At 61.4% G+C, this 16,140-nt stretch carries 13 protein-coding genes and 3 pseudogenes; 7 read left to right on the top strand and 9 right to left on the bottom strand.

The window, feature by feature from the left end:
* The first annotated feature begins 2 nt into the window (after positions 1-2).
* Together G8O24_RS37275 and G8O24_RS37270 are read left to right on the top strand one after the other, a co-directional pair.
* A complete protein-coding gene (locus G8O24_RS37275) occupies positions 3-536 on the top strand; it encodes a TRAP transporter small permease (protein WP_311972255.1) in 534 nt (177 codons plus the stop codon).
* Positions 533-1,864, top strand: a complete 1,332-nt coding sequence (locus tag G8O24_RS37270) for a TRAP transporter large permease (RefSeq protein ID WP_188107502.1) — start codon at positions 533-535, stop codon at positions 1,862-1,864. Before G8O24_RS37275 ends, G8O24_RS37270 begins: the two co-directional genes overlap by 4 nt.
* Before the next feature lie 287 nt (positions 1,865-2,151).
* Here the strand turns inward: G8O24_RS37270 and G8O24_RS37265 are convergent.
* Positions 2,152-3,034, bottom strand: a pseudogene (locus G8O24_RS37265) (IS110 family RNA-guided transposase); the annotation flags it as partial.
* On the opposite strand from G8O24_RS37265, the pseudogene G8O24_RS44670 reads away from it, so the two are divergent.
* A pseudogene (locus G8O24_RS44670) lies at positions 3,032-3,601 on the top strand (ISL3 family transposase); the annotation flags it as partial. The pseudogenes G8O24_RS37265 and G8O24_RS44670 overlap by 3 nt on opposite strands.
* A 177-nt stretch (positions 3,602-3,778) precedes the next feature.
* Here G8O24_RS44670 and G8O24_RS37260 read toward each other — a convergent pair.
* The 5 genes from G8O24_RS37260 to G8O24_RS37240 form a co-directional block, all read right to left on the bottom strand.
* Complete coding sequence (locus G8O24_RS37260; protein ID WP_188107501.1) at positions 3,779-4,519, bottom strand: hypothetical protein; 741 nt, start codon at positions 4,517-4,519, stop codon at positions 3,779-3,781.
* A gap of 139 nt (positions 4,520-4,658) precedes the next feature.
* A complete protein-coding gene (locus G8O24_RS37255; RefSeq protein WP_202988808.1) occupies positions 4,659-4,862 on the bottom strand; it encodes a hypothetical protein in 204 nt (67 codons plus the stop codon).
* A gap of 96 nt (positions 4,863-4,958) precedes the next feature.
* Positions 4,959-5,630 carry an MbeD/MobD family mobilization/exclusion family protein gene (locus tag G8O24_RS37250; RefSeq protein WP_202988807.1) on the bottom strand — a complete coding sequence of 224 codons (672 nt, stop codon included), beginning with the start codon at positions 5,628-5,630 and terminating at the stop codon, positions 4,959-4,961.
* 103 nt (positions 5,631-5,733) lie between these two features.
* Complete coding sequence (locus G8O24_RS37245) at positions 5,734-6,342, bottom strand: sll1863 family stress response protein (RefSeq protein ID WP_188107499.1); 609 nt, start codon at positions 6,340-6,342, stop codon at positions 5,734-5,736.
* A gap of 70 nt (positions 6,343-6,412) precedes the next feature.
* Positions 6,413-7,084 carry a CerR family C-terminal domain-containing protein gene (locus G8O24_RS37240; RefSeq protein WP_188107498.1) on the bottom strand — a complete coding sequence of 224 codons (672 nt, stop codon included), beginning with the start codon at positions 7,082-7,084 and terminating at the stop codon, positions 6,413-6,415.
* Between the two features lie 481 nt (positions 7,085-7,565).
* Here G8O24_RS37240 and G8O24_RS37235 point away from each other — a divergent pair, with 481 nt between their 5' ends.
* The 3 genes from G8O24_RS37235 to G8O24_RS37225 all read left to right on the top strand — a co-directional run bounded on the left by G8O24_RS37235 (position 7,566) and on the right by G8O24_RS37225 (position 12,839).
* Positions 7,566-8,642 carry an efflux RND transporter periplasmic adaptor subunit gene (locus G8O24_RS37235; protein ID WP_188107497.1) on the top strand — a complete coding sequence of 359 codons (1,077 nt, stop codon included), beginning with the start codon at positions 7,566-7,568 and terminating at the stop codon, positions 8,640-8,642.
* Complete coding sequence (locus G8O24_RS37230; RefSeq protein ID WP_188107496.1) at positions 8,639-11,971, top strand: efflux RND transporter permease subunit; 3,333 nt, start codon at positions 8,639-8,641, stop codon at positions 11,969-11,971. Before G8O24_RS37235 ends, G8O24_RS37230 begins: the two co-directional genes overlap by 4 nt.
* 118 nt (positions 11,972-12,089) lie before the next feature.
* Positions 12,090-12,839 carry a PepSY domain-containing protein gene (locus tag G8O24_RS37225; protein ID WP_188107495.1) on the top strand — a complete coding sequence of 250 codons (750 nt, stop codon included), beginning with the start codon at positions 12,090-12,092 and terminating at the stop codon, positions 12,837-12,839.
* A gap of 46 nt (positions 12,840-12,885) precedes the next feature.
* Here the strand turns inward: G8O24_RS37225 and G8O24_RS37220 are convergent, their stop codons facing one another.
* The 3 genes from G8O24_RS37220 to G8O24_RS37210 all read right to left on the bottom strand — a co-directional run bounded on the left by G8O24_RS37220 (position 12,886) and on the right by G8O24_RS37210 (position 15,076).
* Positions 12,886-13,737, bottom strand: a complete 852-nt coding sequence (locus tag G8O24_RS37220) for a universal stress protein (protein WP_311972259.1) — start codon at positions 13,735-13,737, stop codon at positions 12,886-12,888.
* A gap of 63 nt (positions 13,738-13,800) precedes the next feature.
* Entirely contained in the window at positions 13,801-14,682 is an 882-nt protein-coding gene (locus G8O24_RS37215; RefSeq protein WP_188107494.1) for an alpha/beta fold hydrolase, read from the bottom strand.
* 1 nt (position 14,683) lies between these two features.
* Positions 14,684-15,076, bottom strand: a complete 393-nt coding sequence (locus G8O24_RS37210) for a MarR family winged helix-turn-helix transcriptional regulator (RefSeq protein WP_311972256.1) — start codon at positions 15,074-15,076, stop codon at positions 14,684-14,686.
* Between the two features lie 375 nt (positions 15,077-15,451).
* Here G8O24_RS37210 and G8O24_RS37205 point away from each other — a divergent pair.
* Positions 15,452-15,988 (top strand): annotated as a pseudogene (locus tag G8O24_RS37205) (transposase); the annotation flags it as partial.
* Positions 15,989-16,140: the final 152 nt, after the last annotated feature.

Here is a 16,140-nt window from a genome sequence, read left to right as displayed (position 1 = left end):
TCGTGCATCGGCCGCCGGCGCTTACGGAGCGTCGCCCGCCGCTGCTCGGCGCGATCATCTCGGCCTGCGACATGCTCGATGTCGCGTTGGTCTGGGGCTGCGCGCTGGCGACCATCGGGGCGGGCCTGGTGCTGACCTACTCGGTCGCGGTGCGCTATCTGCTGCATTCCTCCACCGACTGGCAGGACGAGATGGCCGTGTTCCTGCTGGTCGGGGCGACCTTCCTGTCGGCCCCTTACGTGCAGGCGATGCGCGGCCATATCACGATCGAGGCCGTCGGCGAGCTCCTGCCGCGCGGCATCGAGCATGCGCGCGCCTTCGTCTCGGACATCGTCTGCTTTGCCTTCTGCGGCTTCTTCACCTGGCAGTGCTGGCTGCTGCTGCTGGAGGCGGTCGAGGACGGCCGCGTGACCGATTCGGCCTGGGCGCCGCCGCTGTGGATTCCCTATTCGTTGATGACGGCGGGGATGACGCTGCTCTGCCTGCGATTCGTCCTTCAGATCGTCGACACCCTCGTATCCAGGAAGAGACCATGAGCCCGCTTGCGATCGGCACGCTCTACGGCGGCGTGACTCTGCTCGTGCTGTTTGCGGGCGTGCCGATCGCTTTCGCGCTTGGGGCCGTGGCGATCGCCTTCATGCTTGTCTTCATGCCCTTCTCTTCACTCGGCATCGTCGCGCAAAACGTCTATCAGGAGGTCGCCAATATCACGCTCCTGACCATTCCGCTGTTCGTTCTCAAGGGAGCAGCGATCGGGCGGTCCCGTGCCGGCGCGGATCTCTACAATGCGCTCTACGTCTGGATGAACCGCATTCCGGGCGGACTCGGCGTCGCCAACGTGGTCGCCTGCATGCTGTTTGCGGCGATGGCCGGGTCGAGCGCAGCGACGTGCTCGGCCATCGGCAGCGCCGGCATTCCAGAATTGCGGCGACGTGGGTATTCGCCCGGCTTTGCAGCGGGTCTGATCGCCGCCGGTGGTACGCTCGGCATTCTGCTGCCGCCTTCGATCACGATGATCCTCTATGCGGTTGCCGCCGAGCAATCGCTCGGCCGGCTGTTCCTGGCCGGACTGCTTCCGGGTATGCTCTTGAGCGGCATGTTCGCGCTCTATGCCGTTCTGCGTTACCAGAAGGAATATCGCGATGCGGAGCACGCAGGACAGGAGCACGCGATCCTGCGCCGGGATACCTACTCCATCCGTGACCGTATCGCGGCGCTACCGCGCATCCTGCCGTTTCTCATCCTTCTGATCGGCGTGATGGGCGCGCTGTATGGCGGCTTTGCCAGCCCCGGCGAGACTGCCGGGCTCGGCGCCGTTCTCGCGCTCGTGTTGATCGCCGCGATCTATGGTGCGCGGAATATCATGGACTTCCAGCCGCTGCTGTTCGCCTCGGTCCGTGAATCGACCATGGTTATCATAATCGTCGGCATGTCCCTGCTTTATTCCATGGTGATGAGCTATCTGCACATCTCTCAAAGTGCCGCCGAATGGATCGTGGCGCAGCACTTCTCGCCATGGTTGCTGCTCCTGGCCATCCTGCTGATGGTCGTGGTGCTCGGCTTCTTCCTGCCGCCCGCCAGCATCATCCTGATGACCGCTCCGATCATCCTGCCGCCGCTCAGGAGCGCCGGCTTCGACCTGGTGTGGTTCGGTGTCGTCATGACCGTGGTCATGGAGATGGGGCTGATCCATCCGCCGGTCGGGCTCAATTTGTTCGTCATCAAGAATATTGCCCCGGACATCTCGTTCGGCGACGTCGTGTGGGGCACATTGCCGTTCGTCGCGATCATGTTTGCAGCCGTTCTTCTCATCTGTGCGTTTCCCGGCATCGCCATGTGGCTGCCGACGATCCTGATGGGCTAGAGCCATGATTTGGCTCTGACTCATGTGTGGAACGGCCCGGGCTGCAAGATCTTTCTCTGGTTGAACAAGGGATGACGGTGCAGTCATATGTTCGGCCTGTGAACGCGGCGCCTGGTCGCTGGCCACGATGGTATCCGTGGAAGCAATCGCCCAATCAATTTCTCGCGCTCGAAGCGCAGTGAGTCAGGCGGTCTGATTGCTACCGGGAATGTCGTCATTCGGGGTTCATCCAGATTTGCACCTTGCTTCCTCGGCAGCTTTCTTCTTCCGCCGGAGAGCTCTTAAGATTAGGATTTCAGCATTGCGGCCGGCGCCTGATAGATGCTGCCTCTGACCAGCAAGGCCCAGATGGTGCGCGCAATCCTATTGGCGAGCGCCACCGATACGACCTTGACCGGCCGTCTTTGCAGCATGGTCCGAATCCAGAGCGGGACTTTCAACCCTCGTTTAGCCAGCTTGATGATTGAGGTCGCACCAACAATCAAGAGCGTCCGTAGTTGCTGATTTCCACGCTTTGATATCGCCCCGAGGCTTTCTTTCCCGCCGCTCGACTGTGCCCTCGGTGTTAGCCCCGTCCAAGCCGCAAAATCTCGTGCAGTCGCAAAACCGCGAGCATCCACGACCGATGTCCGAACGGTAGCGGCGATGAGAGGGCCGACACCGGGAATGCTCATCAGACGCCTCGCATCGGGGTCCTTTCTGACGGCAACCAAAATCTCTCTGTCGAGCTTCTCTATGCGGGTTGTAAGCAGCTCAATCTGTTCAGCGAATTGGATCAGGGCAAAGCGGGCGGCGCCGGGGATCCTATTGTCTTTTTCGTCCCGGAGAAGCACCAGGAGTTTTGCGATGCTTGCCATGCCTGTGCCGGCGATAATGCCCAATTCGGCCATATGAGCACGCAGGGCATTTGCAGTCTGGCTGCGCTGCCTCATCAGCATCTCTCGCGTTCGCAAAATCATGCTGGCTGCTTGTTGTTCGGCAGTCTTCACCGGTACGAATCGCATTGTCGGGCGGGTGACCGCCTCACAAATCGCTTCTGCATCCGCCACGTCGGTCTTGTTTCTTGACGTAAGGCTTCACGTAGGCTGGCGGCATCATGCGGACAGAGTGGCCCAGCGCCGCGATCTCGCGTGCCCAGTGATGTGCACTCGCACAGGCCTCCATACCTATGGCGAAGCTGCGGCAAGAGCCCTCCCGCATGCGGTACAGGTCGCTGATCGTTGGCATTTGATGGAGAATGCCAGTCGGGCCTTCCTCAATGCCATCCGCAAATCGATGCGCCAGATCCGCAGCGCAATCGGGGCGACAACCATCAATCCCAAACTGCTCAGCGCGGCAGAGCGCCTGCAGTATGAAGGATATCTTCGCCGCGAAGAGACCAATGCGACGATCTTGGCGCTGTCGAAAGGCGGAATGCCTATCAAGCAAATCGTACGCCAGATTGGTCATAGCAGGAAGCTGGTTCGTCAGGTGATCCGCGGCGAACGCCACGATATCTTCCGGACCCGGCAGAGCTCGCTCGATCAGCACCTGCCATGGCTCGACGACCAATGGGCCGCCGGCTGCCGAAACTGCGCTGAACTTTGGCGGCGCCTAAAGGCGCGCGGCTTCCGAGGCTCTCTTCGTGTCGTCGCAGAATGGGCAACACGCAGGCGGCGGGTCGAAAAGGCCGACGCACAAAACCTTCACCGGATCCCGTCGGCCAGAACGATCGCTCGTCTCATGACGATTGGACGTCCGCTGGATTTGCGCAAGTCCTGTGGGGAGCACACTGCAGCAGTGGTTGAGGACCGCGACAGCCAACAGACAAGCCCGCCGGCAGCTTTGTCGTCCGGCTCCGAACGGCGATGCCCTTCCGGAGCCATCGCCGTGATCTTCAGCGGGAAATTTCCGTCTCGTCCGGAACCCGGCAAATCACCGCGATGTGCCCCGTGCCCCTGGCTCGCGCAGGGAAAGTCCAAAACCAGCGATGGAGAGGCCGTAAAGCATCACATCGACGCAGACGACGAGGTCGGGATCGATTGCTATCTCCGTGAGCCACATGACGATCATCCAGAAGGCGCAGAACAGACCGGTCAGGCCGCCGGCCATGAGCCAGGCCCTCCTCTCGTCCTTGGCGCCGAGCGTTGCGGCGATCCATATCCGCAGGGCGGCCGAGGCAAGGAAGACGGTGCAGAACAGCAGGAAGATCTCATTCGGGATTGCGGTCGAATTCCTGTAAAGGATGGCTCCGAGGCCCATATACAGTAGTCCGCTCACGATCCAATCGAGATAGAGAGTCGGCCAGCCGATCCGGATGACGGCGATGCAAAGCATCACGCCGCCGAAAGTTGCCGAAATGCCGGGGACATAGTCGGGGAGTTTCCTTCCGGAGACCGGATCCATCAAAGCCAGTGTTGCGAGGCTCATCAGAACCACGCCGAGCACAGCTAGCCGAAGCCAGTCGGCGGGCCCTCTGAAGCGTTTGGCCGTGCGCTCCTGTCGTGCAAGCACCGCTGTGCGCACGGCGAAGAGATGCTTGACGCCGAATGGAGAGGATAATGGCCTGTCGGGCTCGGTCGTATCCGAAACGAGTTGCTGAGTGCGGCCGAATGGCGGCCGTGCACCTTGGCTGCCATATATCAATCTGAGAACCTGGCGGCGAAGAAGCGCCATCCGGGCATCGAGTTTTGCCGAGCTGAGAGTGGACATGGTTGGCCTTTTCGAACGGAGCGGAGAACGGTCAACGGAGACTGAGGACGACGCCAAGCGCAAGGCCAACGCCGAGTGCAGTGAGCGCCGTCAATCTGGGGTGCTAGTCCAGCTCTTCGGCGAACTCGTCGAGCGTGTCGTTCAGCATCTTCAGGAGCGCGTCGACGTCATGGAGGTCATGCTTGTTGCCCGCCCGTTGCTCCTCCACGCGAGGCGAGGAAGTTGAACTGCCTAGCTCGGCCGCCGTTCCGCGGGCGCGGGCGTCTATCTCCGCGCGCAGGGCTGCGATTTCACTCTTAAGGCTCACTGTCTTCTCCGCGATTTGTGCGCAAGAGGAAGGCCTCTCCTGCCGAAGGGGAGAGGATCGAAAACGAGTCCTCCACCCGGGCCGAGCGTATCGGGACTACTGTGTCGCGCCCTTGATGGACTTGCGGATCGCGTTGTATGTGTCGGCGAGGCGCTGCTGGGCGTCGGCATAGTTTCGCGTTACAGCCTCCCATGCTTCGCGCGAGGCAGCCTCGAGCCGCCCGACCCGTGCCTTTGCCTCATCGACCTGGGCCTTGAGGGCGTCAATGCGGGCGTCGATGTCTGCTCTCTGCTTGGCGGCGAGCTTGCTGGCGTCAGTGCGCAGCTCATCGATCGATTTCTGCCATGCCTTCTGGCGGGCGTCGAATTCAGCCTCTAGCACGGCCTGACGGGTAGCGAGATCGGCCTTTACAGTATCGAGATATTCACCCACCTTGGCTTGGAACGCGGTCGAGCGTTCGTCGAGCGCTTTACGCGCATCGGCGACCTGAGCATCCGTCCAGGTCCTCGCATTGGCCGCGGCTTCCTCGGTCTTGACCCGATAAGCCTCCCGCGTGTCGCGAAGCTCCTTGAGGGTGGCGTCGGCCTTTGCACGGACATCCGCCTGGCGCTTGGCAAGATCCTGCTCCAGGCTGGCGATGGCGGCGTCGAATTCGGAGAGTCGGTCCTGCGACCACTGTATCGCCCGTCGGGCCGACGACGGCTGGCTGGAAGGAGCGGATTGCGAGGCCTGATCCTGCGCAAAGCCGGACGGGGCTGCGAGCAGCATGACCTCTGCAAGGATTGCAAGGCAAGAAGCCCAAGAACGTGATCTCATGTCATGTCTCCTTTGGAGAGCGAAAATAGGACAGTTGCGAGTCGAAGGGACCGCGTTAGAGCAGCTTCGAGAGCGCCTCTTTGATCTTCTGGATTGTCCGGTCATGAACGGCCCTGGCCTCGGCAAGCCCGCTCTTCACGGCGTTCCAGGATTGGTCGCCGGCATCCTTGACCTCACCGATCCGGCTCTGGAATTTTTCGGTCTCGTCCGACAGGCGCTTGAACGTGGCGTCGAACTCGCCCCGCGCCTTATCCACGATCTCAGTCGCTTGTTTGCGCAGGACCGTGAGGGATGCCTCCCACGACTGACGCTGGGCCTGTGCGCGCGCGGAGACGACACCGCGTACTGTATCCGCCTGATCTCCGGCAGCCGACAGGAAAGACTGGAACGCCGATTCGACATCGATCCACTCGGCCTCGATCGCGTTCTGAACTTCCTGGGTGCTGCGCTTGACGGCACCGGCCCCCGTGCGCAGGTCGTCGTAATATTTCTGCAGATTGACCTGAGACTCTTGCAAGCGTGCCAGCGCGCGGTCGGCCTCCTTGCGTGCGCTCTCCTTCAAGTTGGCGGAGGATTTCTCCACTTCCGATATGATCGTGTCCAAGTCATCGAGCCGCTGTTTTGCCCAGGCAACGCTCTCATGCGCATAAGATTGTTCGGTCATTGTGTGCTTCCTTGCTTGTTTGAGGTTAAAGAACGATGGAATGCTCCGAACCGGTCGCGTTTCTCACGTGTCATTGGGAAAGCTGGACTTCCAGGAAATTGCTGCGACAGAGGCCGCGGATCATCTCTTCGATCTGGCGGGCGCCACTGTCCTGGACTCTCTTCCAGCCCATGCCGCGAAGCAGGATGCCACGAAGAAACCTGAAGCTGATGATCGCCGTGACGATCGCACTTATGCGCAGCCGAAGCGCCTCGCCTTTGAGGGCGCCTTTGCAAACATCGCCCGCGAACTCGACGAGATGCTCCAATAAGGGCACGATCGCCCGCTCATGGATCAGGGCGAAGGCCTCGTCATTGTCATAGGCGCACCGCGCCACAAACATCGTCCACGCGTGCGGCTCAGCATCCCTCAAAAGGAAATGTAGCAGACGTACCAACGCTTCCTCGAAGCACGCAGCTTTATCGCCCATCTGCGGCCCTTCCAGGATGCTGGCTATTTCCTTGAAACGAACATGGGCATACTCCGCGATTGACTCTGCGGCCGCCAGATACAATTCCCTCTTCCCTCCGAAATGGTAAGGAATGGCCGAGAGATTGGCTTTGGCGGCTTTCGCCAGCGCGCGCGTGCTCGCTCCTTCATATCCGACAGCACCGATCACCTCGATCGCAGCTTCAATCAGTCGAGAACGCGTTTTCGCGCTGCGCATTTCGTGTCCGCTGGGGGCCGCTGCGTCCGTTTTCATTCGCCTCTTCCCTTTTCCTGCGATAGAAGTTAATTCATTCGAATGAACTTTTCAAGGATCGACATCGCGTGGATGCGCCAGTTGCGTCACGTCAGGACCGGGCAGATCAATTTATACATTCATCGCAAGGCGATAGGTGGATCTCGATTAGTGAGGCTCGTGCCTGTCTTTGTCGAGGAGAGCGCCTCAACGACCGAGCCTGTGGATCGGGTGGACGCGTGCGGCGAATGATCATCAGAGAATCTTGCTTCTTTGGAGCCGGAACGCCCGTTCCGCGCCGGCCCCCTGGGAGACGTCGCTCGGACGATTCCTCACAGTCGGTCGATCGTCGGTGTGATGCTCGACGACGTGCAATTCGCGGCAGCTGCTCCACGGGCAAGGCGGGCGGTCGGAGCATGCGGATTCGCTCGTCGTCGCCCGGAACGTCGAGGCGGTCCTGTGCCATGCCTTTCAAGATGTAGCAGCAAAGGACAAGTAAGAAATGCTTAACGCTCCCCGCGGCAGCACGCTGCTGGCTCTGCTCGTGCTTCTTACGGCCTGCAGCGAAAAGGTTGCGGACGAGCAGCGCGCAGCCAAGCCCGTTTCCTCGCCGGTGACGAGAGTCGAGCTTGTCGATATTCCCATCACCTACACGGTCCCGGGCTCCGTCGTCTCCGACGGACGTGTCGACGTGTCCTCGCGTGTGGTGGGCTTCATCGAACAGCTCGACGTGCGGGAGGGGAATAAGGTCTCTCGCGGCGATCTGCTCGTGCGCATCGACCAGACCGACATCGACGAGGCGATCCGTCAGGCGCAGGCGGGTGTTCGCGCGAGCCAGGAGGATCTGGAGGATGCGGAACGGGACGTGGAGAAATACGGCAAGCTGATCCAGACCGGCGCGGTGGCGACCGAAACGCTGCGCAAGGCGAAGGTGAGGCTCGATATCGCCGGTGCGACGCTCGACAAGACGCGATCGGCTCTCGCCGCCGCCGAGGCGCAAAAGGGCTATGCCACGATCACGAACCCCGTGGACGGCGTCATCGTCTCCGTCGCCAAGCGCCGCGGCGAGATGGCGACGGCCGGATCCACCATCCTGACTGTGGAATCCCACGAGGTCCTGTTGTTCAAGGCGTTCGTCGCCGAAAGCAGCCTTGCTCTGATCGACCCGAAGACGCCGGTCACGGTCCGGATCGATACGTTGAAAGACACCCCGTTCCGCGGCAGAATCCGAGGCATCGTGCCTTCCGGCGATGACATCACCCGCCGCTACGAGATCAACGTCATTCTCCCGAACGACCCGTCTCTGGTGCCGGGCATGTTCGGCCGCGCGCAAATCCTCCTTGGCATGCGGAAGGCGCCGGCCGTCCCGCGCAACGCTGTGGTTCGTCGCGGCGGGCTCGATGGCGTGTTCGTGCTCGACGGCAAAGTGGCGCGGTTCCGTTGGTTGCGCATCGGGCGAGAGCTCGACGACTCCGTCGAGGTTCTCGCCGGACTGTCGGGCGGGGAAACTATCCTTGCCGCCGGCAATGATGCGGTGCGCGATGGCACAGGGATTGAGGTGGTGGAGAGCGTACGATGAGCGAGCGTCACCTGAACATCACCGGGCGTCTTGCCCAGATTTTCATCACCTCAAAGCTAACCATCGTCTTCATCATCGCAGTGGCGCTGATGGGTATCCTGGCGGTCCTGCGGACGCCGCGCGAGGAAAACCCGCAGATCGTGGTGCCCGCCGCGCTGATCACCGTCAGCCTGCCGGGAGCCTCGGCCGCTGAGGTCGAGGATTTGGTTGTGATGCCCCTTGAGGGAATCCTAAGCGAGATAGGCGGCGTTGATCACATCGAGAGCACGGCGCAGAACTCTCTAGGCACGGTCCAGGTGCAGTTTAAGGTCGGCCAGCCTAAGGAGGAGTCGCTGGTCAAGCTCTACGACCGCGTGCTTGCGAGCCGCAGCCGCCTGCCGACCGATGCCGGAACGCCATTTGTGCGCAGCATCGATGCCGATGATGTGCCCATTCTGACCTTCACGTTGGCTTCGTCCCAATACGACGACTACGCCTTGAAGCGGGTCGCCGAGCGCATGGCCGAACGGCTGCGCAGCACCGATAACGTCTCGGTGGTCAGTATCCAGGGCGGCCGGGGGCGGGAAATCGCCATCGAGCTCGATCCGAATCGCCTGCAGGCTTTCGGCGTGACGCTCAGCCAGGCCTACGCCGCTTTCGGCGCGAGCAATCTGTCCGAGCCACTGGAGCCGACGGTGCGCGACGGCAAGGTCGAGGCCATCAAGCTTTCCGCTTCCTTCGCATCCGTGGAAGACGTCCTGAATCAGGTCGTCGCCATTTACAATGGTCGCCCGGTCTATGTGCGCGACGTGGCGACCGCGACCGACGGTCCGCCCTCCGAGGTCACCACCTTCAGCCGGTTCTCGTTCGGACCCGGCGATCCGCGTTTTGGCCAACCGGACTCGGCGGATCTGCCGGCGGTGACCATCGCCGTCGCCAAGAAGAAGGGCGCCAATGCGGTGGTGGTGGCCGATGCCCTGATTGACCGCGTCGAGCGCATACAGGCTTCCCTCGTGCCCAAGGACGTTCAGGTGATCGTCACACGCAATGACGGCGAGAAGGCCAATGCCGCCGTAAACCTCCTCCTGGAGCATCTTCTCATTGCTCTGGCGACAGTCGGCCTCGTGCTGATCTTTTTCCTCGGCTGGCGCGAGGCGACGATCGTCATGGTCACGGTGCCGCTCATTCTGTCGATCACGCTTGCCGCCGACCTGCTCGGGGGCGTTACCATCAACCGGGTGACTCTGTTCGCGCTCATCTTGTCCCTGGGCCTCCTGGTGGACGCAGCCATCGTGGTCATCGAGAACATCCATCGCCACTACGGCTCCAAGCGGTCACGCGCCGGCAAGGAAGCGATCACGGTTCAGGCGACCAACGAGATTGGCAGCGCCACCAACCTTGCAACCGTCGCGGTCATGCTGGTGTTCAGCGCTCTGTTCTTAATCACCGACATGGCCGGGCAGTACTTCTATCCGATCGCCTACAACGTACCGATCGCCATGGCGGCGTCCCTGCTCGTGGCCTATATCGTCACGCCCTGGGCGGCCAATCGCTGGCTCCACCGCCACGTCGTGCAAGAGGAGGATGCACATACGCAGGAGGCGACCCATGGAGAGCCCGGAAAGCTGGAGCGTCTTTACCTGCGGCTCATCACGCCTTTGCAGCAACGCCGGTTCATGCGACTGACCTTCGGGAGCGTCATCCTCGTCCTGATGGCGGCCTCCATCATGCAGGGGGCCTGGCAGTTTGTCCGTCCCGCCGGAGTGGGCGGGGCGGTCTCGGCGCTGGGCGTCCCCCTTGGCTTCCTGCCGAAGGACAACAAGAACACTTTCAACATCGTGATCTCCATGCCGGAAACCGACCCCGTTGAAATCACCGACAAGTTCGCGCGCGAGGTCGCGACGCTGCTCTCGACGGACAAGAGCGTCCTCAACTACCAGACCTGGATCGGGCAGGCCGGCGTCGAGGACTTCAACGGCTTGTTCAAGGGGACAGCCGGGCGCACGGGCACCTACGTCGCCGAAATCCGCGTGAACTTGATTGACAAGCATCACCGCTGGGAGAGTTCGATCGACATTGCCCGCAAGCTGCGGCCGAAGGTCGATGCCATCCGGGCGTCCTATCCCGGAGCGAAGGTCTCGCTCGTCGAGGACCCGCCGGGCCCTCCCTTGCGCTCCACCGTCCTCGCCGAACTGTACGGCCCGGATTCGAAGGGGTTGCGGACATTATCGGGAGATGTCGTCAAAGCGTTCGCTGCGACCTACGATATCGTCGACCTCACCAATACCGAGCCGTTCGATGTCGTCGAACACCGCATGGTGCCGGATAAGGAGAAGGCGGCGCTATCAAGGGTTTCTACGGCGCAGATCGCCGAGGCGCTGTCGCTTGTTTACGGCGGAAAAATTCTCAGTCGCGCCCATCTGCCTGACGAGAAAGATCCAGTCGATGTCAAGGCCTACGTGCCGCGCCGCTTCGCGGTGGACCCGACCCGCCCCGACCGTGTATTCGTCGGCAATGCTGACGGCAAACCGGTGCCGCTCTCCGAACTGGTTGAGGTGCGCCCCGCGCCGGCGGACCGGCCAATCCTGCATCGCGACAACGAGAAGGTCACCTTCGTCGGCGCGGAACTGTCGAAATCCGTGCCGCTCTACGCCGTGCTCGACCTTCAGCGGCGGCTCGACGGCATCACCGCGCCTGACGGCCGGTTGCTGAAGACCAGCAATCTCGGTTTCAACCGCGACGCGCCCGACACCATCGATGGCTACCGGCTCTTGTGGGGCGGCGAGATGCGAATGACCCTTGACATCTACCGCGATATGGGGATCGCGCTCGGCGGCGCCTTGATGCTGGTCTACCTGCTTCTCGTCGCCTACTACCGCTCCTTCCTGATCCCGATGATCGCCATGTCGTCGGTGCCGCTCGGCATCATCGGCATCTTTCCAGGACACTGGCTGGTGGGTGCGGACTTTTCGGCGACTTCCATGGTCGGCATCATCGCCCTGTCCGGCGTCGCGATCCGCAATTCGCTGCTGATCATCGACTTCATCCAGGACAATCTCAAACACGGGATGCCGCTCGATGTCGCCGTCAGGCAAGCGGGTGCCGTGCGCCTTCGTCCGATCCTGCTGACGACGCTTGCGATCGTCCTCGGCTCGGCGATCATGGTCAGCGATCCGGTTTTCGGCGGGCTCGCCATCTCGCTGATCTTCGGAACCGTAGTTTCGACCGTGCTAACGGTCTTTGTCGTGCCGATCCTCTACGATCTCGATGCGCAGCGACGGGCCCCGAGTGCGCGCAGGGTGGGCGCGAATGTCACAACCCCTGGATCGGAAGCCAATCATCACGAATGACCGAATTTGGCGGCGTTGCGCGGCTCTCAATCTCAGCCACGATTTCATTTCGAGGGAGGGGAGGGCTTGGATCGCAGCCGGTCGGAAGCGGCGTTTGCAACACGAGGGAAGATGGCTGATGCCAAACGGTATGATCCTGGCAATGGTGTCACTTGGCTTGACGATGCTCACACCTTCGGATGTGGCCGCCCATGGTGCTTTCACCGCCTCACTTCAGGATGAGCCGCGTGACGATGGCTCTGCGATCGACCGGAGAATCATCGAGCGCGAGCTTGGCCTGTTCCGCTCGGCGCAGATTTCACTACGCCGGGCGATGGAGATTGCGGAAGCGCTGCATTCCAGTTCCAGGACGATGGACATCAGCTTCGATGGCGGGACAGATGCATCTGTCTTTCGCGTCAGGACTGCAAAGGATTCCTTCATCTGGGAAAACACGATCGATGCGCAGTCAGGAACGGTAAGGGGTGACGAGATCACTTCAGCCGTGCAGGACCTCCACGCGAACGATCGCGTCGACCTCGCTGCCTTCAGGAGCATACGGCAGAGCATGTCGGATGCGGTGTTCATCGCCGAGGTTTCGACCTCGGGACGGGCGATCGGTGGAAGCTTGACGCATAAAAATGGTAGGCTGAATTTCGTTATCATCGTCCTCAGCGGCGACGACTTGAAGCGGGTCGTTCTCGAACCGCCAAGGCCCAATCGCTGGAAGCCGGTTTCCCATCGTTTACGACAGCGGGAGCTGCGCAAGACTCACCGTACGAGGAACAGGGCAAGGGCTGACATGTTCGAGCATGCAGATGGATGTTTCTTGCCGGCATTGCCGCGGGCCAGATGTGCTGTTTGTTTGCGAACAACTTCCAGCGTCTGATTGGTGAAATCGGCGCCTCCAGCTTTTTTGCAGCGGTCTTCCGAGCCTAGTGAGCGATGAACAAGGGAATTGCGGCACTCTTTAGCAATGATCGCGTGACCCCACCAAATAAAACCTCCCGCGACCGAGAGTGACTGTAGGCACCGAGCACGAGCAGGTCGGCGCCGAGCAGCAAGGCGCGGTCCATGATCGTTCCAGCAATCGACCTTCCGTCCGACCGCACTTGTTCCACCATGACGTTGATCCCATGCCGGCTGAGGTACAGCGCGATGTCGGCACCGGGCTCTTGCCCATGGTTGGTATTCGCCTCTGCGTCGACAACGATGATCGATACGGTGCGGGCCTTCTGCAGCAGCGGTATTGCGTCCGTGATCGCCCGTCTCGCCTCACGGCTGGCGTTCCATGCTACAACAACATTCTCGGCGATTGTTCCGGCAGTCCAGCCATTCGGCACGATTAAGACCGGAACTCCCGTGGCGAGCAGCATTGTCTCGGCGGACCAGTCGTCAGGAAGTCCGCCGGGCTTCGGATGGCCGACCAGCACGAGATCGGCGTGCAGGGAGTGAAAGAGTGCGTCATCAGAGGTGTCAGTGGCGCGGATCATCCGAAACTCGAAACTGATGCCTTCACGTCCGGCTTCGTTTTCGAATCTTTCGCTGGCGGTTGCCGTGGTCCTGAATTCTTGAGCCCTTTGTCGTTCAATCAGCGCGCGAATGGCATCGCGGCCACGGATAAAAGATGCGCTCGGATCAAGAGTCCAACCAAGGGGTACGACAAAAATACCGACAAGATGAGCGTGATATCTGAGAGCAAGCCTGACCGCATAGGTGGCGCGAATAAGACTGGCCCGGGACACATCTACGAAGACTGCAATGTTTTTAAGAGGCATGGCGAGCACCTTCAATCAACATTGCCTGGACCACGACACAGTTTGTATGAGCCAGATTTGGCAGTATGCGGCTCACAGATTCGAGAGGCCATCGAGGAAGGCGAGCACCTCTTCTGTGAACGGGTCGTTGACGTCCCCCGCCACCATGTGTGCGGCACCATGGACGTCGACGTAGCGGGCGTTGGGCACGCGACCGACGAATTCGCGGGCGATGTCCTCCGATACCAGCTCGCTGGAGCCGCCACGTACCAGCAGAACCGGAATTCGCAGCCGCTGTGCGGCAGCGGTCAAGCGTGCTTCACGGTCACCGTCGGCGCGCGCCGACATTCCACGCACGAAGGCCGGGTCATAGTGCCAACGATAACGTCCGTCCTTTCCAAGCTTGAGGTTTCTGTTCAAGCCATCGAGGTTTTTCGGACGGGGCCTGTGCGGAAGATAGGCGGCAATGGCCTCTGAGACCTCCTCGAGCGTAGCGAAACCGTCGTCGATGTGCGCGGCCATGAACTTTCGGACGCGTTCGACGCCGGCGGGCTCGATGCGCGGCGTGATATCGACCAGAACCAGAGCTGCGGCAACGGAGGTGTCGGCTTCCCCCGCGGCAATCAAGCTCGCCATTCCGCCGAGCGAGGCTCCGATCAGCACGGGTTTCGCGGGAAGGCCGGCGGCGAGCTGGCGCACGTCATTTGCGAAGTGATCGATCTCGTAGGCGCCGTCGGCCGACCAGCCGCTGTCCCCATGTCCGCGCTGGTCTACAGCAACAGCGCAATAGCCACGGTCCGCGAGGACTGCCGCCGTGCGCTTCCAGGCGTGCCGGGTTTGTCCGCCGCCATGCAGCAGTAGCGCGGGGGGAAGATCCGACGTGCCCCAGACATCGCCAATGAGCTCGACGCCGTCCGACATGCGAAAGCGGCGCTGGAGGGGAACCGATCTAGACGGATCAAAGGACGTTCCCATGTCAGATCACATTTCCTTTGCGATGAACGACGGGTTGGTCAAGGATGTTTTCAACGTAGTCGAACAGTCGCATGCAGGCTGCAAGGTCGTCGGCATGAGTACTGCCGAGGACACGCTCCTGGATGGAGTCGCTGATCCGCAGAATGCGCCGCTGTAGTTTGCGGCCGGACTGGGTCAAATAGATGCCGCGGACACGTCGGTCACCCTCTTGCTCGCGGCGCTCGATCAGACCACGTTGCTCCAGCGCATCGAGCAAACGTACGAGAGATGGCCCCTGAATCCCAAGCGCCTCAGCGAGTTCCCTTTGGCGCACGCCTTCGCCCAAGCGTCCGACATAAGCCAACGGCCGCCATGTCGCGTCGGTCAGGCCGTATGCTCTGAGCTCGTCGTCCACGGCCTGTCGCAGACGTCTGGCAATGTATGCCAAGCGGAAGCCGAAACTATGTACAAACACGGAGTCATCCATCTAATTTAGATAGCAAGCTAACTATCCGTTTTCAAGAGGGCAGGCGAAGCAGCGGCTGCCCGCCGACAGCGATATGCGCGCCTTCGGTCGGAAGGGTGATCGCAGAATGCAAGGATCCAAATGAGACGGGAGAATCGATTGACGGCTTGTGATCTTCTGTCCGCAGTGGCGATGCTCGCGGGTGCCGTAGCGGGAGTGGTTGGAAAATGAAGGCGACGTAATCTCCAGCTTGATCCAACAAGCGATTCCGGCGTTAGAGCTCCGGTGGAGATCACGCCATGACAGATTATCACGACCGCCTGCCTGCCGCAGTCCGAAATCGAGACGACGGAACGGCTTTTCGACAACTGGTTCGACCCGATCGAGAGCAATCTTCGCGACCGGGCTCGCGAATTCCTGCAAGCGATGTTCGAAGGTGAGCTTGACGAGGTGCTGTCGCGCTCGCGCTACGCCCGACGGGCGAGACCGGCGAACGGCGATTCGGAGGCCACGCTCGCCGTCACTGGTCACCGCCACGGGCATCGGTCGCGCTCCCTGCTGGGGACGTTCGGGAAAGTGGAGATCGCAGGGCCGCGCGCGCGGCTCAACACGGCCGACGGCAAGACCACCGAGTGGAAGAGCCAATCGCTGCGGGCCTACCAGCGCCGCACGCTGGCTGCCGACGCGCTGATCGCCGGCTGCTACCTGGCAGGCACCAACACGCGCCGTGTGCGCCGCGCGCTGGGGGCCTTGTTTGGCGGCGCGGTCGGCAAGGACACGGTGAGCCGGACCCGGCGCAAAGTAAAAAGCGACTGGGATGCTTGGAATGGCCTCTCGCTGGCCGAGGAGCCGATCGTGCGATAGTGTCCTGAACCAGAAGTTCGCAATATCGCGTTGTGTTCGGCTGGGGCATTGTGGCGGCAGAAGCGCTCGATGGAAGCGAGGATGTCATCGGCGGATTTGCTCCACCGGAACGGCTTGGGATCGGCGTTGTGTCGGTCGATGAACGAAGT

The sequence above is a fragment of the Bradyrhizobium campsiandrae genome (assembly GCF_014529705.1).
Lineage (GTDB): Bacteria > Pseudomonadota > Alphaproteobacteria > Rhizobiales > Xanthobacteraceae > Bradyrhizobium > Bradyrhizobium campsiandrae.
This window is presented reverse-complemented; position numbering and strand designations above follow the sequence as displayed.